The 19,430-nt window shown below is 63.8% G+C and carries 19 protein-coding genes; 10 read left to right on the top strand and 9 right to left on the bottom strand.

Features of this window, described 5'->3' with window-relative positions; translation table 11 throughout:
- Positions 1–191 precede the first annotated feature (191 nt).
- Positions 192–3,971 (top strand): CheR family methyltransferase, encoded by a 3,780-nt coding sequence (locus tag K4A76_RS11870; RefSeq protein WP_274410301.1) that lies wholly within the window; start codon positions 192–194, stop codon positions 3,969–3,971.
- 19 nt (positions 3,972–3,990) lie between these two features.
- On the opposite strand, the gene K4A76_RS11865 is transcribed toward K4A76_RS11870, so the two are convergent.
- Entirely contained in the window at positions 3,991–4,542 is a 552-nt protein-coding gene (locus tag K4A76_RS11865) for an ATP-dependent Clp protease proteolytic subunit (protein ID WP_182389831.1), read from the bottom strand.
- A gap of 194 nt (positions 4,543–4,736) precedes the next feature.
- Here K4A76_RS11865 and K4A76_RS11860 point away from each other — a divergent pair, with 194 nt between their 5' ends.
- The 4 genes from K4A76_RS11860 to K4A76_RS11845 are packed head-to-tail and all read left to right on the top strand — an operon-like array spanning position 4,737 to position 8,591.
- Positions 4,737–5,654: a DUF72 domain-containing protein gene (locus tag K4A76_RS11860; protein WP_054913141.1), complete on the top strand. Its 918-nt coding sequence runs from the start codon at positions 4,737–4,739 to the stop codon at positions 5,652–5,654.
- A gap of 8 nt (positions 5,655–5,662) precedes the next feature.
- Complete coding sequence (locus K4A76_RS11855) at positions 5,663–6,436, top strand: endonuclease/exonuclease/phosphatase family protein (protein WP_274412291.1); 774 nt, start codon at positions 5,663–5,665, stop codon at positions 6,434–6,436.
- Entirely contained in the window at positions 6,433–7,638 is a 1,206-nt protein-coding gene (gene clsB / locus K4A76_RS11850; RefSeq protein WP_173889189.1) for a cardiolipin synthase ClsB, read from the top strand. The genes K4A76_RS11855 and clsB overlap by 4 nt, the downstream gene beginning before the upstream one ends.
- On the top strand, positions 7,638–8,591 hold the full coding sequence (locus tag K4A76_RS11845; protein WP_274410300.1) for a lysylphosphatidylglycerol synthase domain-containing protein: 954 nt from the start codon (positions 7,638–7,640) through the stop codon (positions 8,589–8,591). Before clsB ends, K4A76_RS11845 begins: the two co-directional genes overlap by 1 nt.
- Positions 8,592–8,651: 60 nt before the next feature.
- Here the strand turns inward: K4A76_RS11845 and K4A76_RS11840 are convergent, their stop codons facing one another.
- Positions 8,652–8,876, bottom strand: coding sequence for a metallothionein (locus K4A76_RS11840; RefSeq protein WP_009686889.1), 225 nt, complete (start codon positions 8,874–8,876; stop codon positions 8,652–8,654).
- Positions 8,873–9,337 carry a phosphotransferase system, HPr-related protein gene (locus K4A76_RS11835; RefSeq protein WP_274410299.1) on the bottom strand — a complete coding sequence of 155 codons (465 nt, stop codon included), beginning with the start codon at positions 9,335–9,337 and terminating at the stop codon, positions 8,873–8,875. Before K4A76_RS11835 ends, K4A76_RS11840 begins: the two co-directional genes overlap by 4 nt.
- Before the next feature lie 128 nt (positions 9,338–9,465).
- On the opposite strand from K4A76_RS11835, the gene ligD reads away from it, so the two are divergent.
- From ligD to K4A76_RS11810, 5 genes are read left to right on the top strand one after another with little or no spacing between them, the layout of a single operon-like run.
- Positions 9,466–11,967 carry a DNA ligase D gene (gene ligD / locus K4A76_RS11830; RefSeq protein ID WP_274412254.1) on the top strand — a complete coding sequence of 834 codons (2,502 nt, stop codon included), beginning with the start codon at positions 9,466–9,468 and terminating at the stop codon, positions 11,965–11,967.
- A gap of 25 nt (positions 11,968–11,992) precedes the next feature.
- A complete protein-coding gene (locus K4A76_RS11825; protein ID WP_274412253.1) occupies positions 11,993–13,036 on the top strand; it encodes an acyl-CoA dehydrogenase family protein in 1,044 nt (347 codons plus the stop codon).
- Entirely contained in the window at positions 13,033–13,788 is a 756-nt protein-coding gene (locus tag K4A76_RS11820; protein WP_274412252.1) for a PIG-L deacetylase family protein, read from the top strand. The genes K4A76_RS11825 and K4A76_RS11820 overlap by 4 nt, the downstream gene beginning before the upstream one ends.
- Before the next feature lie 11 nt (positions 13,789–13,799).
- Positions 13,800–14,399 (top strand): class I SAM-dependent methyltransferase, encoded by a 600-nt coding sequence (locus K4A76_RS11815; protein ID WP_029886191.1) that lies wholly within the window; start codon positions 13,800–13,802, stop codon positions 14,397–14,399.
- On the top strand, positions 14,396–15,055 hold the full coding sequence (locus K4A76_RS11810; RefSeq protein ID WP_182365480.1) for a glycosyltransferase: 660 nt from the start codon (positions 14,396–14,398) through the stop codon (positions 15,053–15,055). The genes K4A76_RS11815 and K4A76_RS11810 overlap by 4 nt, the downstream gene beginning before the upstream one ends.
- A gap of 23 nt (positions 15,056–15,078) precedes the next feature.
- On the opposite strand, the gene ku is transcribed toward K4A76_RS11810, so the two are convergent.
- From ku to K4A76_RS11780, 6 genes are all read right to left on the bottom strand, one after another.
- Positions 15,079–15,900, bottom strand: a complete 822-nt coding sequence (gene ku, locus K4A76_RS11805) for a non-homologous end joining protein Ku (RefSeq protein ID WP_009686897.1) — start codon at positions 15,898–15,900, stop codon at positions 15,079–15,081.
- 95 nt (positions 15,901–15,995) lie between these two features.
- On the bottom strand, positions 15,996–16,583 hold the full coding sequence (locus tag K4A76_RS11800; protein WP_009686898.1) for a 5'-methylthioadenosine/S-adenosylhomocysteine nucleosidase family protein: 588 nt from the start codon (positions 16,581–16,583) through the stop codon (positions 15,996–15,998).
- An 80-nt stretch (positions 16,584–16,663) separates the two neighbouring features.
- Positions 16,664–17,617, bottom strand: a complete 954-nt coding sequence (locus tag K4A76_RS11795) for a class I SAM-dependent methyltransferase (protein ID WP_274412251.1) — start codon at positions 17,615–17,617, stop codon at positions 16,664–16,666.
- Positions 17,617–18,948 (bottom strand): iron-containing redox enzyme family protein, encoded by a 1,332-nt coding sequence (locus tag K4A76_RS11790; RefSeq protein ID WP_274412250.1) that lies wholly within the window; start codon positions 18,946–18,948, stop codon positions 17,617–17,619. Before K4A76_RS11790 ends, K4A76_RS11795 begins: the two co-directional genes overlap by 1 nt.
- 20 nt (positions 18,949–18,968) lie before the next feature.
- Entirely contained in the window at positions 18,969–19,169 is a 201-nt protein-coding gene (locus K4A76_RS11785; protein WP_110676326.1) for a hypothetical protein, read from the bottom strand.
- Positions 19,170–19,227: 58 nt separating this feature from the next.
- Positions 19,228–19,404 (bottom strand): general stress protein, encoded by a 177-nt coding sequence (locus K4A76_RS11780; protein WP_009686902.1) that lies wholly within the window; start codon positions 19,402–19,404, stop codon positions 19,228–19,230.
- Positions 19,405–19,430: the final 26 nt, after the last annotated feature.

Below are 19,430 nucleotides of genomic sequence, written 5' to 3'. Positions count from 1 at the left end.
TTTGACGGCAGCTGACCGGTGGCCCGAAACACGTGCAGGCCAACTATTTGCGCCCCGTTTGCAGGCGGGTCGCACTTTATCGCGCATGCAGCAGTCACAACTGCAGGGTAGCGGCCTATAATCGCCCCACTATCCAAGCGTGACTGCACAGTCACGCACCGCCCGTAAGGCTCTTGTACAAGGCTCCGTCGATGAAGTCCTCGCCCAAGCAACCCGCCGCGCCGCAAAACCCTGCACTCAGCCCAAGCCACTTGGACTTTCCGGTGGTGGGCATCGGTGCCTCCGCGGGTGGCCTGGAGGCCATCTGCACGCTGTTTAGGCATATGCCAAGCGACTGCGGCATGGCGTTCGTGGTGGTGCTGCACTTGTCGCCGGATCATCAGAGCGTGGCCGACCGGATCATCCAGGCCACCACGCAGATGCCCGTGCGCCAAGTCACCGAGCCGGTGCCGATCGAGCGTAACCATGTGTATGTCATCTCCCCGGCCAATCGCCTCTCGACCAATGACGGCTACCTGCGCGTGACCCCCGCCAATCGCCGCCGTGGCGACCACGTGGCCATTGACCTGTTCTTCCGCGACCTGGCCGACGTGCACAAGGACCATGCATTCTGCGTGGTGTTGTCGGGCACCGGCGCCGACGGTGCCGTGGGGCTGTCGCGGATCAAGGAGCAAGGCGGCGTGACCCTGGTTCAGACCCCGGACGATGCCCAGTACGACAGCATGCCCCGGGCTGCCATCGAAACCGGCATGGTCGACCTGGTGCTGCCCGTGGCCGAGATGCCACAAAAGCTGCTGGAGCTGTGGCGTAACGCCCGCCAGGTCAGGTTGCCGGAAATCGAGGATGACACCCTGCCCCCGGCGCTGGGCACCCGTGTAGGCGACGCCCAGGCCAGCGAGCCGCTGCTGGAGGAGATCCTCCTGCAGTTGCGCAGCAACACGGGGCACGATTTCCAGCACTACAAGCGCGCCACCGTGCTGCGGCGCATTGAACGCCGCCTGCACGTGACCGGGCAAAGCAACCTCGCCGGCTACTTGCACTACCTCGAGCAGAACCCCGCCGAGTCCACGGCGTTGCTGGCAGACATGCTGATCGGCGTGACCAATTTCTTCCGCGACCGCGAAGCCTTCGAGGCCCTGGAGCGGCACGTGCTGCCGCAACTGGCCAGCGAGCATGACCCCGTCGACGGCCATGACGAGATCCGCGTCTGGTCGGCCGGCTGCTCCACCGGCGAAGAGGCCTACAGCCTGGCCATGCTGATCTGTGAGCAACTTGCGCTGGAGCAGCGCAACCGCAAGGTCCAGGTGTTTGCCACCGACCTCGATGAGCGTGCCATTGGCATCGCCCGTACCGGCTTGTACTCCGAAGCGATCGTGACCGATGTGCCGCCCAGCCGGCTACGCCAGTTCTTCGTCAAGGAAGACCAGCATTACCGGGTGCGCAAGGAAGTGCGCGAAAAAGTGTTGTTCGCGCGCCACAACCTGCTGTCGGACCCACCCTTTTCGCAAATTGACCTCATTGTCTGCCGCAACCTACTGATCTACCTCGACCGCGAAGTGCAACGCGACATCCTGTTGATGTTCCACTTTGCCTTGCGCCCTGGCGGCCATCTGTTCCTGGGCTCGTCCGAGTCCGCCGACGTGGTGGGTGAACTGTTCGCGCCGGTGGACAAGCGTAACCGTATCTTCCGCGCCCGTGACGTCAGCAATGCCGGGCGCCGCGCCGAGCGGCAGGTGCCTGGCAGCACTGGCGCCAGCCTGCCATTGGACCCGTTGGCCAAGGCCAAGCCCGGGCGCAAGCCCTCCTATGCCGAGCTGCACCACCGCGCCCTGGCCATGCGCATGCCGGCCAGCCTGATCGCGGATGTGGACGGCAATATCCTGCACATGAGCGAAGGTGTGGGGCGCTTCCTGCAACTGGCCGGCGGCGAGCCCAGCCGCAATCTGCTCGGCCTGGTGCTGCCGAGCCTGCGCCTGGCGCTGCGCAGTACGCTGTTCCAGGCGCGCCAAGGCACCGAAGCGGTCACCTCCCGGCCGGTCGACCTGGGCGATGGCCAACAGCCGTTGCAGGTGGAAATCACCGTGCAGCCTTACAAGGACGACGTGCACAACGGCGATTGCCTGCTGGTGGTGTTCGAGCAGCGGGCGCCCGACCCTTCCCTGCCACTGCCGGGCGTCATCCGCCAGACCGACAGCATGGTCCTGCATAACCTGGAGCGTGAACTCCAGCGTACCCGCCTGCAGCTGCAGGAAACCATCGAGCAGTCGCAGGTATCCAGCGAGGAACTCACGGCCTCCAACGAAGAAATGCAGGCAATCAACGAAGAGCTGCGCTCGGCCAGCGAAGAGCTGGAAACCAGCAAGGAAGAGCTGCAATCCATCAACGAGGAGTTGCTTACTGTCAACTACGAGTTGAAGAACAAGGTGGAAGAGACCGACAAGGTCAACGACTACCTGAGCAACCTGATCGCCTGCACCGAAATCGCCACCGTGTTCGTCGACCGCAACTTGCATATCCGCTGGTTCACGCCGCGCGCCGCCGACCTGTTCAACATTTTACCGGTCGATACCGGCCGCTCATTGCTCGACATCACGCACCGCCTGGACTACCCGGCCATGGCTGATGATGCCCGCGCCGTGGCCCAGGGTGAGGCCGTTATCGAGCGGGAAGTTGGCGGCCAGCGCGACCACTGGTACCTGGCACGCCTGCTGCCCTACCGCTCCAGCGAGCAGAAAATCGACGGCACCGTCCTGACCTTCATCGACATCAGCAGCAGCCACGCTGCCGAAGAGCATGTGCGCCTGGGCGAAGAACGCTTGAGCAAGCAGTTGGCGGAATCGCAAACCACCAGCCACATGAAAGACGAGTTCTTCGCCATCATGTCGCATGAACTGAAGCACCCACTGAACCTGATTCAGCTGAATGCGGAAATGCTCCGCCGCCTGCCCTCGATCAAGCAGATCGGCAACGCCAGCAAGGCCGTTGCCACCATCTGCGAGGCGGTTGGCAGCCAGGCCAGGATCATCGATGACCTGCTGGATGTGGCACGCATCCGTACCGGCAAGCTCAAGCTCAAGACCGAGCCGGTAGACCTTGGCGCCATCCTGCGCGGCATTCACGCTGTGGTGGTGGCTGAGCAACACCCCTGTCTGGTGCGCCTGGAGCTGCCTGCCGACGGCTTGCCAGTGATGATCGAAGGCGATGTCACGCGCCTGGAGCAGATCATCTGGAACCTGCTGAACAATGCCCTGAAATTCAGCCCGGCAGGCAGTGAGATACGCCTGGTGTTGAGTCGTGACGATCAACAGGCACGCCTGCAGGTGATTGACCAGGGCGTAGGCTTGAGCCCCGACAGCCTGGAGCATATCTTCGACCTATTCAGCCAGGCTCCCCAACTGGCCAATCAGAACCGTGAAGGCCTGGGCATCGGCCTTTCGTTGGTACGGCAGTTGGTCGAAGCCCAGGGCGGTACCGTGCAGGCCAGTTCGGCCGGCTTGGGCTTGGGCTGCACCTTCTCCGTTTGCCTGCCCCTGTGCAACGTGCAGTCGCCGCCTTGCGCCAACCCTGCAGAACATTCCAGGGAGGGCCGGCTGCAGGGCGTGCGTGTGCTGCTGGTGGATGACTCGGTCGAGGTATTGGAGATCATGCAAGAGCTGCTGGAAATGGAAAACGCCAGCGTGCGCGCCTTCAGCCGCCCCCGCGAGGCGCTGGAGGTGGCCTCCGGTGAGGAGTTCGACATCATCCTCTCCGACATCGGCATGCCGGTGATGGATGGCCATGCCTTGATCAAGGCGCTGCGCAGCCACGCCCATCTGCGCCACACCCCGGCCATTGCCCTCACCGGCTACGGTGCCAGCGCAGACCAGCACAAGTCACGCCAGTCCGGCTTCGACCGGCACCTGAACAAGCCGGTCGGCTACGACGAACTGGTGGAGGCCATCGAAACCTTGAGCGGCACGGTGCCTTACTGATGGTCGGCCGGCATGAACCTCAGGCGTGCACGCTCCACTGGTTCATGTCCAGCGTGATCGGCATCTCGTCGACGGCATGGATCACGCCGCTTTGCAGAGCCTCCTGCGGCCCCAGAATCCGCGGGTACGCCATCAGGTAGCGCGGCACATCCAGCACCTCGGGCGCACCTTGTGTGCGCTCGGCCACAATCTGCGCATACAGCTGCAGGTCATAATCCAGGCTCATCGCATATTCGGCCATGCGTGAATGGTCGACCGAGCCATGCAAAGTCCAGTGAAACGGGTGGAACAGGAACTTGCTGTAGCTGCATGCCGTGCGCCACTCCCCGGCCAGGAACAGGATATTACCCATGGACTCGACGGTGCCCAGGTTGTGCGTATGCACCGGCACCGGCAGCGCCCGCAGGAAGTTGTACAAGGTAAAGCCGTAGCTGCACTCGCCGCCCATGGTAGCGATGTTCAGTTGCAGCACCTCGGCGCCCTGCTGCAACGCCTTTGAGCAGGTATTGATCAGGTTGCCACAGGTCGATGAATTGATCGGCCCGGTGAAATGAATGATGTGTCTGGCCATGTTTGCCTCCGGGGTTGGCAGGTCAATTCCTAGGCTTGCGCGCCTGGGCGCTTATCCGGTGGAATCGTCTGCGCCGGCAAAGTTCAACCTGTCAGTCGCCGCTCCCGTTGGTCAAACGCGGTGAACCCTTGGCCCTCTGCGCCAGTCGCATCTTCACAGTAACCGAACAAGGAACCGGTGATGAGGACGACAGCGTGAGCGATATCCGCATCGGCATTTCCGGGTGGCGCTATGGCCCCTGGCGCAAGGACTTCTACCCCAAGGGCCTGCGCCAGGACGATGAACTGGCGTTCGCCTCGCGGGCCGTGAACAGCATCGAGATAAACGGCTCGTTCTACAGCTTGCAAACCCCAGAGCGCTACCTGCGCTGGCGTGATGAAACGCCGGATGGCTTCGTTTTCGCGGTCAAGGGGCCACGGTACATCACCCATGTGCGGCGCCTGAAGGAGGTTGAGGAGCCAGTGGCCAACTTCTTCGCCTCTGGCCCGCTACTGCTAGGCGACAAGCTGGGGCCGTTCCTGTGGCAGTTCCCACCGAACATGAAGTTTGACGAAGAGCGTTTTGCCCGGTTCTTGCAGTTGCTGCCACGTGACCGCAAAGCCGCGCGCGCATGCGCCCAGGGCTGTGCCGAACGGCTGCGGGACAGTGGCGGCCTTGCAATCACCGGTAATGTGCGTTTGCGCCACGCGGTGGAGGTCCGCCATGAGAGCTTTCTTTGCGAGGCGTTCATCAAGCTGCTGCGCAAGCACCGTGTTGCGCTGGTGGTTGCAGACAGTGCCGGCAAGTGGCCGCATGCCGAGGATGTGACCGCCGACTTCGTGTACATGCGCCTGCACGGCGACGTGGAGCTCTATAGCAGCGGCTATACCGCGCGTGCGTTACGCCGCTGGAAACAGCGCATCCTGCACTGGAGCCAAGGCGGCCAGGCAGACGACGCGCGCCTGATCGTGCCGGGGCCGCCACCTCGGCGCGCGGCGCGTGACGTGTACTGTTACTTCGACAATGACCAGAAGGTCCATGCGCCCTACGACGCCCGCCGTTTGCTGCAGAAGCTGTCGCTGGACCACGAACTGATGACCGAACCGGGCGTGGTGCCGGAGGTGGCCTTGTGAACGAACCCATGACTGCTTTGCCGCGCAGCACCGATCAGTCCACCGCCGTGCGCCGCTTGAACGTACTCACGCTGAACGTGCACAAAGGGTTCACCTTCTTCAATCGCCGCTTCATCCTGCCTGAGCTGCGTGAAGCGGTGCGTGCCACCGGTGCAGACCTGGTGTTCCTGCAGGAAGTGCATGGCAGCCATCAGCAACATGCCTTGCGCCACCCGGCCTGGCCTGATACCCCGCAATATGAATTCCTTGCCGACAGCATGTGGCCCCAGTTCGCCTATGGCCGTAATGCCGTGTATCCGCAGGGTGACCACGGCAACGCCTTGCTGTCGAAATTTCCCATCCGGCGCTTCAACAACCTCGATGTGTCGGTGCAAGGCAAGGAACAACGCGGCCTGCTGCATTGCCAACTCGAGGTGCCAGGGCACGACCAGATGCACGCCATTTGTGTGCACCTGGGCCTGCGCGAAGCCCATCGGCAAAGCCAGATCCAACTCTTGCTCGACCTGCTGGCCAGCCTGCCGCCGCAAGCGCCGGTCATCGTCGCCGGCGATTTTAACGACTGGCGCCTGAAGGCAGATGCCGTGTTAGGCGAGCACCTGGTAGAGGCCTTCGGCGAGCGCTTCGGCACCCCGGCACGCAGCTTTCCGGCGCGTCTGCCGCTGCTGCGCCTTGACCGCATCTACCTGCGCAACGCCATGCCGAGCGCTGCCCAAGTACTGTCGAATTACCCGTGGTCGCACCTTTCCGACCACGCACCATTGGCCGCGGAGATTCACCTGTGAACAGACCTTGGGTAGAGGGCAACAACGTAAAGTTGCTGATCAACGGCGAGCAGTATTACCCCTGTGTGTTCGAGGCCATGGCCCGTGCCCAGGAGGAAATCCTGCTGGAAACCTTCATCATTTTCGACGACAAGGTCGGCCGGCAACTGCAGCAGGCGCTGATCGACGCGGCCCGCCGCGGCGTGCGTGTCGAAGTGGTGGTGGACGGCTATGGTACTGGCGACCTGCCCGCGCCGTTCATCGCGGCCATGACAGATGCCGGCGTGAGTTTCCACGCCTTCGACCCGCAGCCGCGCCTGGTGGGCATGCGTACCAACCTGTTCCGGCGCCTGCACCGCAAGATCGTGGTCATCGATGGCGAGCGGGCCTTCATTGGCGGCATCAACTACAGCGCCGATCACCTGGGCGACTTCGGCCCCATGGCCAAGCAGGACTATGCCGTCGAGGTAACCGGGCCGGTGGTGGCACAGGTGCATGCCGCCAGCAAGCGCCTGATGTCACCGGTGCTGCAGGAGCCAAGCGCCGTGCGGCCGTTGACCGAGCCCGCCGGGGCCACCACCGCCGTGCTGGTAGAGCGTGACAACGGCGTGCGCAGGACAGCCATCGAAAGCCAGTACCTGCAGGCGTTTCGCGGTGCCAAAGAACGTATCGTGGTGGCCAATGCCTACTTCTTCCCCGGCTACCGGCTACTGCGCGAGTTGCGCAACGCTGCCCGGCGAGGGGTGGCTGTACACCTGATCCTGCAAGGGCAGCCAGACATGCGCTGGGTCCGTGCGCTGTCGCGGTTGCTGTACAACTACCTGCTGCGCGATGGCGTGGTCATTCATGAATACTGCAAGCGGCCCTTGCACGGCAAAGTGGCGCTGGTGGACGACGAGTGGGCGACCGTGGGTTCCAGCAACCTCGACCCGCTGAGCCTGTCGCTGAACCTGGAAGCCAACCTGTTCATCCGCGATCGCGCTTTCAACCAGCTGCTCGGCGAGCACCTGCAGTCACTTGCGCACGAGCAGTGCAAGCCGGTGACCCTGGAACGCATGATCCGTGGCTACTGGTGGCGGGCACCGCTGATATTCGCTTGCTTCCATGCGGCGCGCCATTTCCCGCGCATCGCCGGCTGGTTGCCGGCACACCGCCAACGGCTGCGCTCGCTGCAGCCAGACGTCGAGGCCCCGGCCGGCGACCTGCACGAGGGCAATACCTGATGGCACGGACAACCTGGCAAACCTGGGCCAAGCGCGTATTGACGGTGGCGTTCCTGATCCTGATCCCTGTGCTGCTGTACCAATTGGCCCGCAACCTGGACTGGAACGAAGTGCGCCAGTCGCTGCTCGCCTACAAGCCTGGAACGCTGGTGGTCGGCCTGGCAATTGCGGTGTGCAGTTACCTGACGTTCGCCAGCTACGACTTGCTGGCCCGCGCCTACACCGGTCATCAGTTGCCCGCCCGGCAAGTGCTGCCGGTCGCCTTCGTGTGCTACGCGTTCAACCTCAACTTCACCACCTGGGTCGGCGGGGTTGCCTTGCGCTACCGCCTGTATGGGCGCCTGGGGCTCGATACCCCCACCATCACACGCATTCTCACGCTGGGCCTGCTTACCAACTGGATGGGCTACATGCTGCTGGCCGGCAGTGTGTTCGCCCTGGGTCTGGTCGAACTGCCGGGCAACTGGGCGGTGGGCACCACAGGGCTGCGCCTGATCGGCGCGCTCTTGCTGGCGATTACCGCGGCGTACCTGCTGGCCTGTGGCCTGGCCAAGAAGCGCACGTGGCGTTGGCGCGAGCACGAAGTCACTTTGCCAACCCTGCGCCTTGCGCTCTGCCAGGTAGCGCTGGGGGCCAGCAACTGGGCATTGATGGCGCTGCTGATTTACTGGTTGCTGCCGGGCGACGCCTTCTACCCCGCGATCCTCGGGATACTGTTGATCAGTTGCGTGGCAGGCGTGGTTGCACATATCCCGGCGGGCCTGGGTGTGCTGGAAGCGGTGTTCCTCGCCCTGCTGCACGGGCAGATGGCGCAGGGCACGCTGGTAGCCGCGCTGTTAGGCTATCGCACCCTGTACTACCTGATACCGCTGGTGATTGCGATCGTGACTTATCTGGTGCTTGAGAAGCGCGCCAAGGTCATGCGCCAGCGCGACAATTCGGTGCAAACCTGATGGTGCGGGGCAGGCGCGGTTAACGTCGGCGCGGCCTGGTGCCGCGCCAACAAGGCGAGCTCAAGGGGAAATCGGGTCGCTCGCCGGGAAGGTCTCATCCAGCGCATTGTCTACGGCATTTTCGTCCGGTTTTTCGCTGCAATGGCAGGCTTGCATCCTGCAGCCCTCGCCATGGCTATGGCCGTTGGCGCAGGCCTCACAGCAATAGGCCTTGCCGTCACGCTGCAAGGCATTGGCGTCCACGGTGCAGGAACAGTCGGTACAGGCACAACGTTGCTGATTCATGATCTGCTCTCCTCGTCATCGATCACATCATCGGTCCAGGGTTCCCCATCAAGCGGCGCGGAACGTGCCAGTTCGGCTTCATCCAGCCCAAAGCCGCCACCGATTTCGTCGGCATCCACTTCGCGCAGGTCCATGTCAGCCGGGCCGTCGCCGCCGCAGGGCTCGTGGGGGTCACGGGCGCCGGTTTCATCCAGCAGCGTATCCGGGCTCAGGTCGTCGTAGGTGACGTTGTCTTCATGCAGGCTGTCGCTCAGCGCTTCGCCACCCGTCATGCCGCTTTCGGCAACACGCTCTGGTGGGAATTCGCGCTCGATCTCGCTCGCCGGGCGCTCGTCCCCTACCCGTCCCTGGCGTTCGTCCAGGCGCTCATCGAAGTCCAGTTCGTGCACGCTGCCCATGCGGTCCTCGGTGTCGTCGATCTCGGTTGGGGTGTAGGGCTTAGGATCTTCTGTTCGGGCCATGTACGTTCTCCGTCAGTTGGCTGCATTCGGTCGACTGCATCCGGTGGCCGAAGATTCAGAGTTTTTTGAACTCCCTGCCTGCCCGGCGCCTCCCACCTCTACAGAGTGCGATTTGCCCGGAGCCGGACATGGCCAAGCCCCTGCAGGAATACGCGCGCAAGCGCGACTTCAACGCAACGCCCGAGCCCAGTGGCAAACGCAGCCGTGGCAAAAAAGCCTATGCGCTGCAGTTCTGCATTCAGAAACACGACGCCAGCCACCTGCATTACGATTTCCGCCTGGAGTTGGGCGGTACGTTGAAGAGCTGGGCGATCCCCAAAGGCCCGTCGCTGGACCCAAAAGTGCGCCGCCTGGCCGTGCACGTCGAGGACCACCCGCTGGACTATGCCGATTTCGAGGGCCATATCCCTGAAGGCCACTACGGGGCTGGCGATGTCATCGTCTGGGATCGCGGCATCTGGGAGCCGGAGGGCGACGCCCATGAGGGCTATGCCAAGGGCAAGCTCAAGTTTCGTTTGCAAGGCGAAAAACTGTCGGGGGTGTGGAACCTGTTCCGCACCCACCTGGCGGGCAAGAAAGAACAATGGATGCTGGTCAAATCCCACGATGCCCAGGCCCGTAGCGAAGCCGAGTACAGCATCGTCGACGCGCAGCCCGACAGTGTGCTCAGTGACCGCACCCTGATCCCCCGCAAGCCGGCAGCCAAGCAAGCCGCCGCCAAGCCGCGGGCTACCCGCAAGCGCCCCGGCAAGGTTCGCCAAGGCGCACTGCCGACCCAGATGCAGCCACAGCTGGCCACCTTGGTGGACACGCCGCCCCAGGGCGACTGGCGCTATGAGGTCAAGTTCGATGGCTATCGCATCCTGGCTCGTATCGACGGCGACGATGTGCAGCTATTCACCCGCAACGGCCATGACTGGAGCAGCAAGATGCCCCGCCAGCTCGCGGCACTGCGCGCGCTGGGCATCGATTCGGCCTGGCTGGATGGTGAAATGGTAGTGGCTGACGAAAATGGCGCAGCGGACTTCCAGGCGTTACAGAACGCCTTCGACACCGAGCAGGACGAGCACATCACTTACTACGTGTTCGACCTGCCCTTTCTGGGTGGCCAGGACCTGCGGCAGGCACCGCTACAGGATCGCCGCGAAACGCTGAAAACCCTCCTCGATCACGACGCGTCAGACGTACTCAAATATTCCGCCGACTTCGACGAACCGGTCGACGCCCTGCTGGCCAGCGCCTGCCGCCTGGAACTCGAAGGGCTGATCGGTAAACGTGCGGGCAGCCCCTACAGCGGCCGTCGCAGCGCGGACTGGATCAAGCTCAAATGCAAGCGGCGCCAGGAGTTCGTGCTGGTTGGCTACACCGACCCCAAAGGCAGCCGCAGCGGCTTCGGGGCTCTGCTGCTGGCCTTGCACGACCCGGACAGTGGCGAGTTGCGCTACGCCGGCAAGGTCGGTACCGGCTTCACGGCTGCCACCCTGGCCAGCATCCATGCCCGCCTGCAACCACTGGAAATTGCCAGGCCCGCCGTGGCCCGCCCGCCCAGTGGCGCCGAAGCCCGCGGTGTGCACTGGCTGAAGCCGCAACTGCTGGCCGAAGTGGCCTATGCCCAAATGACCCGCGACGGCATCGTACGGCACTCGGTCTTTCATGGCCTGCGCGATGACAAGCCCGCCACCGCCATCGACCTGGAACGCCCCATGCCCACCAACACCACGCCCCGCCGCAAACGCGGCAAAGCAGCGCCCCTCTCGGAGGACCTGCACCTTACCCATCCTGACCGGGTGATCGACGCTACCACGGGCGTGACCAAGCGCGATGTGGCCGAGTATTACGCCGCCGTCAGCCAGTGGTTGCTACCCCAGATCCAGCACCGCCCGGTGGCATTGGTGCGCGCACCCGATGGCCTGGCCGGTGAGCTTTTCTTCCAGAAGAACGCCAGCCAGTTGCACCTGCCCAATGTGCTCGAATACGACAAGGCCCAGGCCGGCCAGGCGGCCATGGTCATCAACCGCGCCGATACCCTGCTGGGCGCGGTGCAGATGAATATGCTCGAGCTGCACAGCTGGAATGCCACTGACAAGGACTTCGACAAGCCCGACCGCTTCGTGCTCGACCTCGACCCTGACCCCGCGCTGCCCTGGAAGGCCATGCTGGAAGCCACTCAACTCACCCTCACCCTGCTCGACGAGCTTGGCCTGAAAGTGTTCCTCAAGACCAGCGGCGGCAAGGGCATACACCTAGTGATACCGCTGACCCGCCGCGCGGGTTGGGACGAGGTCAAGGCCTTCAGCCATGCCATCGTCGAGTACCTGGCCAAGCTGTTCCCCGACCGCCTCAGCGCGGTATCAGGACCCAAGAACCGCATCGGGCGTATCTTCATCGACTATCTGCGCAACGCTCGGGGGGCGACAACCGCGTGCGCCTATTCCCTGCGTGCACGGGAAGGCCTGCCGGTATCGGTGCCCATTTGGCGTGAGGAACTGGCGACGCTCAAGGCCGCCAACCAATGGAACATCGCCAACCTGCCCGCGCGCCTGGCGGAGGTCGACGACCCGTGGGCGGACCTGGGCAAGGTCCGCCAGTCCATTACGGCGCGCATGCGCAAACAGCTGGGGCTTGCCTAGTGGCCACGCATCAGGAGACCCGCCCATGAGCATCGTCCAGGACTTCAACCTGACCCATTTCGACCGCCTACTGCGTACATTTGGTGATCGTCAGCAACCCCTCAACCTCGACACTCAGTTGCCTCAGCTGATGCAGGCGCTGCAGGCCGACCACCTCGACCTGCTGCCGTTGCCAGGCCAGGGCAATACCTTGCGCCGTTGGCAGACCTTGGCCCGCGTGGCGGGTTGCGACCTGGCCCTGGCCAAACTGTATGAAGGCCACACCGATGCCCTGGCGATTCTGGCGGAGTGCGCAGCTGCGCATTACGTGGCAGAAGGCATTTGGGGCGTGTGGGCCGCCGAGCCACCTGATGCCCGCGCGGTCATAACCTCCCGCGACGGCGACAGGGTACGTTTGCAAGGCACCAAAGCCTGGTGTTCCGGGGCGTTGCAGATCGACCGGGCACTGCTAACGGCCTGGGATGAGCAGGGTCAGCAGCAGTTGGTCGCCATCGAACTGTCGCAGCCTGACCAGGGGCTGAACATCGAGCACTGGCAAGCCGTGGGCATGGCTACCACGGCCAGCGTCGAGGTCACCTTCGATAACACCCCGGCAACGCTGATCGGCAAACCTGGCCAGTACCTGGCGCGCCCTGGTTTCTGGCACGGCGGCGGCGGTATCGCCGCGTGCTGGTATGGTGCGGCCGAGGCCCTGGCCGACTACCTGCGCGAGTATTGCCGCAAGCCGCGGCCCGACCCGCATGCCGATGCCCACCTCGGGGCGGTGGACGCCGCTTTGTATGGTGCGCGTGCGGCGCTGCGTGAATGCGCCGCCTGGATCGACCGGCAGCCGGGTGCAGATGCCAGTTTCGAAGTGCGGCGCACCCGCGCCCAGGTCGAGCAGGCCGTGGACCAGGTCATCAGCCATGTAGGGCGGGCGCTGGGTGCCACACCGTTCTGCCGCAACAGCCACTTCGCCCGTTTGAGCGCCGATTTGCCGGTGTATCTGCGCCAGAGCCACGCGGAGCGTGACCTGGCAGCGCTGGGCCAACAGCTGGCGCAGGTGCCGGCAGGGGCGTGGCAGCTATGAGTGTCAACTTGATCCAGGCCAGCAGCGGCACCCCTTGGGCCGATTGGCAACAGGCCGCCCACCTGGCCCGGGCCACTTGGCTCGACCCCGCCCGGCTCTGCCCCCCCGGGCGCCGCCTGGTGATGATCGCGCCCCACCCGGATGATGAAATCCTCATGGCAGGCGGCCTGCTGAGCCGTTTCAAAGGCCGTGAAGCCGACCTGGTGCTGATTTCCGCAACCGATGGTGAAGGCAGCCACCCTGGCTCGACCCAGTGGAGCGAGCATCGCCTGCGTCGCCAACGCCCCCAGGAAAGTCGCCTGGCATTGCAGCAGCTTGACCTGGACCCGAGCCGCGTGGACTGGCGCCGGCTCAACCTCAAGGACGGCCAATTGCCGCGAGAGGAAGCGTTCCTCGTCGGCCATCTGACTCAATTGTTGCGCCCGGACGACCTATTGATGGCTACCTGGCGCAATGACGGTCATTGCGACCACGAGGCCGTCGGGCGCGCCGCCGCCCACGCGGCATTGGCGCGGCAAGTGCAACTGGCCGAGGTCCCGGTCTGGGCCTGGCACTGGGCGCAACCCGACGACCCTCGCCTGCCCTGGCCCCGTGCCCACCGCCTGCAGCTGGATGAAGCCCGGTTGGCGCGCAAGCGCAAGGCCCTGGCCGCCCATGCCAGCCAGTTGCAGGCAGACGGTGAGCGGCCGCCGGTGCTACCGGCAAACCTGCTGGATTGCTTGCTGCAACCTTTCGAACTGGTGTTCCTTTGACTGGAGTTGTCATGAGCCTCGACCCACAGTATTTCGCCGACTTGTATGCGACCAATGAAGACCCGTGGGCTTTTCGCACCCGTTGGTACGAGAAGCGCAAGCGCGAGCTGGTCATGGCCAGCCTGCCCCGTCAATGCTACCAGCGGGTATTCGAGCCAGCCTGCGCCAACGGCGAGTTAAGTGCACTGCTGGCCGAACGCAGCGGGGAACTGCTATGCCAGGACCTCGATCCCACCGCCGTGGGGCTGGCCCGCGAACGCTTGGCTCAGGTGCACAATGCGTCTGTGGAACTGGCGCGGCTCCCGGCAGACTGGCCTGGTGGGCGCTTCGACCTGATCGTGCTGAGCGAGGTGGGCTACTACCTGGACCCCACCGACTGGCTGCAAGTCATCGAACAAGCGGTCGCCAGCCTGTCTTACGACGGCGGCCTGCTGGCATGCCACTGGAAGCACCCCATTGTCGGTTGCCCGCAGGATGGGCGTGAAGTGCATCGCATGCTGGCCCGCCACCTGCCCCTGTACAAGCAGTTCCAGCATGATGAAGCGGACTTCGTGCTCGAGTACTGGTCAGCCCAGCCCAGTGTGGTCGACCTAGACGAGACTTGCCCATGATCGCCGTCGTGATTCCGGCCCATAACGAAGCCCGCCGCCTCGGCCGTTGCCTGCGTGCGGTGCTGATTGCCGCCGTGCAGGCACAGCAGGCTGGCCATCGGGTCGAGGTGCTGGTCGTGCTCGACCGCTGCAGCGATGGCAGCGCCGCCGTGGCGCGGCGTTTTGGTGTGCAGGTGCTGGAGGTGGAGGCTGGCAGTGTTGGCATGGCCCGGCGGGTAGGCGCGGCGCACATGGTCGACCGTGGTGCGCGGTGGCTGGCCTGTACCGATGCCGACAGCCGGGTACCGGGGCACTGGTTGTTGTCGCAGCTGGCCTGCAGTGCCGAGGTTGTCTGTGGCACGGTACACGTCGAATACTGGCAGCCGTGGCAGACGGCGGCCTTGCGCCAGCTCTACCAAAGCCGCTACGAACAGCGCGAGGGCCACCGGCACATTCATGGCGCCAACCTGGGCGTGTGCGCCGACGCCTATGCGCGAGTCGGCGGCTTCCAGCCCTTGGCCGCCCATGAAGACGTGCAACTGGTCAGCGACCTGCAAGCCAGTGGCGCGCAGATCGTCTGGACGGCCAGGCACAGCGTGGCCACCAGCAGCCGCCTCGACAGCCGCGCCCGGGAAGGCTTTGGCGATTACCTGGCGGGGCTACAGGCTCTGGTTTGATCGAAGCGCTTGCGGGGCTTCGATCAGGAGGCCTTGCGCGGCTTCTTCGCCGGCTTCTTGCCGCCGAGGCTGCGTTTTAGCAGCTCGGTAAGGTCGAGGATGTCCGCACCTTTCTCGGCGCTGGCGGCCTTGCCTTTCTCGACTGTAGCGATCTTGCCTTTGCTGGCCTTTTCTTCCACCAGGTCCAGAATGGTCTGGCGGAAGGCGTCATGGTAGTCCTCGGGCTTCCACGGCCCGCTCATGTCTTCGACCAGTCGCTTGGCCATGTCCAGTTCGCGCTTGTCGACCTTGGTATCGGTCACACTGCTGTCCAGCTCCAGGGTCTCCAGCCCGCGCACTTCCTCTGGCCAGCGCAAAGTGATCATCACCAGCGCGTCATCCAGAGGGCGCAGCAGCGCCAGGTGCTGGCGGGTGTGCAGCACCACCGTGGCCAGCGCCACCTTGCCGGTTTTTTCCAGCGTCTCGCGCAGCAATGCATAGACTTTGCCGCCGCGCCGGTCGGGGGTGAGGTAATACGGCGTATCGAAGTGCTGCAGGGGTATTTCGCCAGCCTCGACAAACGAGAAGATATCGATCGTCTGGGTGGCTTCAGGGCGAGCTTTACGGATCTCCTCCTCGCTGATCACCACGTAGCGGCCCTTTTCATACTCCACGCCTTTGACGATGTTGTCCTTGTCGATTTCCTTGCCGGTGACCTTGTTCACCCGCTTGTAGCCCACAGGCTCCATGCTGCGCTTGTCCAACCAGTCGAAGTCCACCCGTTCGGTGCGCACCGCAGTGTTGAGGGCCACGGGGATATGCACGAGCCCGAAGCTGATAGCGCCTTTCCAGATTGCCCGAGCCATGACACTGCTCCAAAGTTGGCTGCCGATACCAACAGTGACTGCACCGGGTGGCGAAGGTTTAATGGCATTGCCCCACGGCCACCAATGGCCCGCAATCAGACCGCGTTGAACAGCACACGCTTGAACGCTTCGGCCGCCAGGTGAACCTGTACGGCCCAGTCACCGGCAGCCTCGCTGCCCGCGTCATCGGAGATGTACTTCAGGCACACGAACGGAATACCTTCGCTGCGGGCGATCAAGGCCAGCACGTAGGCTTCCATGTCGACCACGTCGTAAGGCGCATCGCTGTGGTTGGTTTCGAAGCTGTCGCCACTGCCGCAGGTTTCCAGCGCCAGGCCGGGTATGGCCGCACCGTGTTCGAGTAGCACCGGGGTATTCGCCAGTGGCGTCTCGTAACGGGCGAAACCCAACGGCGTCACGTCCATGTCGCGCTGCACGAAACGGTTGCAGCACACGACAACGCCTTTGCCGTGGCGCTGGCTGCCAGCAGAACCCAGGTTGACGATCAGCCTGGGGCGGCGCACAGCGATGGCCTTGGTCAGGGCGATAGCGGCATTGACCTTGCCGATACCGGTGAACACGGTGTTCATTTCGCGGAACACCTCGCCCGCTTCGGCTTCAAGGGCGAAAACGAACAAAGTGTCATCCAGGGAGATATCGGGGAATTGCGTGGTCAGCATCATGGCGCGGGTGGTCCGTGTGGCGGCAGGGGGCGCGCCATTGTCGGGCAACCCCGGCCAATTGCAAGTGCGCAGTACCACTTCTACAGGCGGGTAACCGTCAGGGCTACGGCGGCTATCCGCTCCACGGCTTCGTAACCCGGCTCAGCCAGTTGCTCCCCGAACACATCAGGGTCGATTTCCCGATACACCCAAGAGCACGTGGGGCCGGCCAGACGCAGGCGAACAGCCTCGAGCAAGGGATCCCGGCCGTCCACGATCGCCACACCGGTATACAACAGCAACGAGCCGCCCGGGCTTAGCCGCTCGCGAGCCTGTTCGACAATCCGCAACGACAACGCGGCCCCCAGGGCGCCACCGCCATGCCGGTAGGTCCGCTCGCCCACATCGAGCATGTAGGGCGGGTTGGCAACGATCAGGTCGAAGCTGCCGGGCACATCGTCCAGCAGGTCACTGTGCTTCACCGAAATATTGCTGACGCCGGCCAACGCTGCATTCACGGCGGTGTAGCGCAGGGCAAGCGGGTTGATATCCAACGCAGAAACCTGCGCATGGTGCGCCGCACGCGCGATCAGCAAGGCGCCGATGCCGGTTCCACAGCCAATGTCTACGGCATGCTCAATCCGGTTGGGGGCGTGTCGCAGGTGGTCGTGGACAACCTGGGCGAAGCGGTAGCTGTCTGGGCCGAAGAACACCGCGTCCGCGGCCTCGGTCGGGTAGGCAGAGTGGACCAGTAAAAGGTCATCCACCGTAGACCAGCGTACGGTGCTACGCCACACATCACCTGGCGCACCAGTGAGGACCCCCGCTTGGTTCAGTTGGGCCATTTGATCGCCACTGAGCAGCTTGGCGCTGAACGGCCGGCTCCAGCCGAACACATCCCGCAGCGTTCGTGCCTGCTCCCCTGCAGACCTGGCCATAACCCGCGCGTGGGTGGCCGGTGTCACGCAGGTAAACCGATAGCCATCGGCCCGCAGGCGCTGGCCCAACTGCAATAATGCACCGTCACTGGCCAAGCGTTCAGGGTCATTGATCATCAGCGCGGATCCTCCTGGATCATCCCTGTGGCCTGCAGATAGGCACGGGTGGCCCGCAGCCCATCAGGCGTGGCGTGGTGGTTGCCGGCCATGCGTGCGATCAGCGCATCAATATCATGCGCGTCGACATCCACGGCCGCATCATCGGCGCATGCCGGCAACTGCCAGCTTCCGGGGAGCACGCGACGAACGCGCGACTGCCAACCTGCTGCGATCCAGTCGTGCCACAACTGCTTTTCATAGGCGGTGAACACACCGTACATCGGTGCTGATGGCCCATCCACGAGTGCCCACCAGCGGCTTTGCGCGGGTTCTTCACCGCGGCGAATCCAGCCCTGCGCCTGCAGCGCCTGCAGAAAGTGCGGCATGGCGCCAGGTTCTGCCAGCCATTGGTTGATGGTGCGCCCCTGCAGCCGGCACCGGTCTGAATGCATGAACTGGCCAAACTGGCGCTTCTGTTCCAAGGCCTGCACCAATTCCGCTTCCAGGTCGAAAAGGCTGACCAGGGTGGGTGTGTCCACGCCAAGGTCATTCAGGCGGTAGCCGTGCCGTACTCGCTGGTAGAACCCGGAGGGGTCACTGCGCGGGCTGAGTTGGCGCAAGGCCTGGATTGACAGGTGGGCGTGACCGCTGGCGGCGTTGTCGATCGTGACATGCAATTGGAAATACTGGCCGTCGATGCCCATTTCGGCGAGTTCATAGGTGGTAATCAGCAAATGCAGCGGGGGCTGTTCGTAGCCGAGGTTGTAACCGATCAGCTCAGGGAGGAAGTCCTCACCGTAGCGGCCCAGTGCCAGCTGCAGTGCCCCCTGCAAATAGCGTTCGTCTTCAAGGTGCAACGGCTCCAGGCAACCCAGACGGCTCATCAGCCGCTGATAGATCGCCACATGGTTGCAGCGCACATCACCGCTGCCCAATTCTTCCAGGTAGGTCCGGATCAACCCGTGGTAGCGCGGGTCTGCCCAATGCCGCAACGTACTGTGCAACCACGCACCATCCACCGCCTTGGTCGGTGCCACCTGTTGCAGGAACCATAGCGCTTGCGCGCGCGTAGCAAAATAGCGGCGTGGCCCACCTTGCTGGCGTTGTGCCAAGTAGGCGGCAAAACCTAGAGCTACTTGCCCGGCGTGGTGCGCGCTCCAGGCTTCAAGCTCCACGGGGTCGGCTGGCAGGTCATCCGGCAAGTGCCTGGCACGCTCCAGTTGCTCATTCAACCATTGCGCGCCAGCGTTATCAGTGCCTGCCAGCAAGGCTTCGTAACGCTGTTGCAGGCTGGTTGTGGCCAGTGAGGCCGGAACTGTCGCGGCGGTCTTGCGTGTCATGACCGTCATGCCGTTTTCCTCATGCGCGTTCATTGGCTGGGTTTCTGACCTGGCATCGGTTCAGGATCTGGCGCAGGTTGGGGGGCGGGCTTGTCACTGGGTTGTTGCATTTGCAGGGACGGCTTGGTGGTGTCGGCGTCGTCTTTGCCGGGGTGGCCATTGTCTCGGTCGAAACAGCCGCCAACCAGCAACAGGGCGCCCGACAGAGCCGCCACAGGTAACCATTGCATACCGACCTCCAGGGCTACTCGATGGCAGTGCCGGTTCCCCGGCACTGCAGGGCCTCGTTTACGAGCGGCCGCCTTTGCGGCCCGATTCACTGGTTTGGCCGCCGCTGGAATGCTGCCCGCCCTTGCGGCCTGCCTCGGAGGCTTTTTCGCGGTCATTGGCGAAGTTGCCCGAGTTCTTGTTACCGCCCTGGCTGCCTTGTTGGTTGCCGGTACGGCTATTGTCTTTAGTGGCCATGGTCTGAAACCTCATATGATTTCGGG

The organism is Pseudomonas sp. NEEL19 (assembly GCF_028751975.1).
GTDB classification, from domain to species: Bacteria; Pseudomonadota; Gammaproteobacteria; order Pseudomonadales; family Pseudomonadaceae; genus Aquipseudomonas; species Aquipseudomonas juntendi.
This window is presented reverse-complemented; position numbering and strand designations above follow the sequence as displayed.

Coding starts and splice junctions, on each gene's coding strand:
- K4A76_RS11865 (WP_182389831.1), bottom strand. CDS start 4,542: ATGGCCAGACACATCATTCATTTCACCGGGCCGATCAATTCATCGACC.
- K4A76_RS11800 (WP_009686898.1), bottom strand. CDS start 16,583: ATGATGCTGACCACGCAATTCCCCGATATCTCCCTGGATGACACTTTG.
- K4A76_RS11840 (WP_009686889.1), bottom strand. CDS start 8,876: ATGAATCAGCAACGTTGTGCCTGTACCGACTGTTCCTGCACCGTGGAC.
- K4A76_RS11790 (WP_274412250.1), bottom strand. CDS start 18,948: ATGACGGTCATGACACGCAAGACCGCCGCGACAGTTCCGGCCTCACTG.
- K4A76_RS11835 (WP_274410299.1), bottom strand. CDS start 9,337: ATGGCCCGAACAGAAGATCCTAAGCCCTACACCCCAACCGAGATCGAC.
- K4A76_RS11820 (WP_274412252.1), top strand. CDS start 13,033: ATGAGTGTCAACTTGATCCAGGCCAGCAGCGGCACCCCTTGGGCCGAT.
- ligD (WP_274412254.1), top strand. CDS start 9,466: ATGGCCAAGCCCCTGCAGGAATACGCGCGCAAGCGCGACTTCAACGCA.
- K4A76_RS11870 (WP_274410301.1), top strand. CDS start 192: ATGAAGTCCTCGCCCAAGCAACCCGCCGCGCCGCAAAACCCTGCACTC.
- K4A76_RS11855 (WP_274412291.1), top strand. CDS start 5,663: ATGACTGCTTTGCCGCGCAGCACCGATCAGTCCACCGCCGTGCGCCGC.
- K4A76_RS11825 (WP_274412253.1), top strand. CDS start 11,993: ATGAGCATCGTCCAGGACTTCAACCTGACCCATTTCGACCGCCTACTG.
- K4A76_RS11810 (WP_182365480.1), top strand. CDS start 14,396: ATGATCGCCGTCGTGATTCCGGCCCATAACGAAGCCCGCCGCCTCGGC.
- ku (WP_009686897.1), bottom strand. CDS start 15,900: ATGGCTCGGGCAATCTGGAAAGGCGCTATCAGCTTCGGGCTCGTGCAT.
- K4A76_RS11795 (WP_274412251.1), bottom strand. CDS start 17,617: ATGATCAATGACCCTGAACGCTTGGCCAGTGACGGTGCATTATTGCAG.
- K4A76_RS11845 (WP_274410300.1), top strand. CDS start 7,638: ATGGCACGGACAACCTGGCAAACCTGGGCCAAGCGCGTATTGACGGTG.
- K4A76_RS11785 (WP_110676326.1), bottom strand. CDS start 19,169: ATGCAATGGTTACCTGTGGCGGCTCTGTCGGGCGCCCTGTTGCTGGTT.
- K4A76_RS11815 (WP_029886191.1), top strand. CDS start 13,800: ATGAGCCTCGACCCACAGTATTTCGCCGACTTGTATGCGACCAATGAA.
- K4A76_RS11780 (WP_009686902.1), bottom strand. CDS start 19,404: ATGGCCACTAAAGACAATAGCCGTACCGGCAACCAACAAGGCAGCCAG.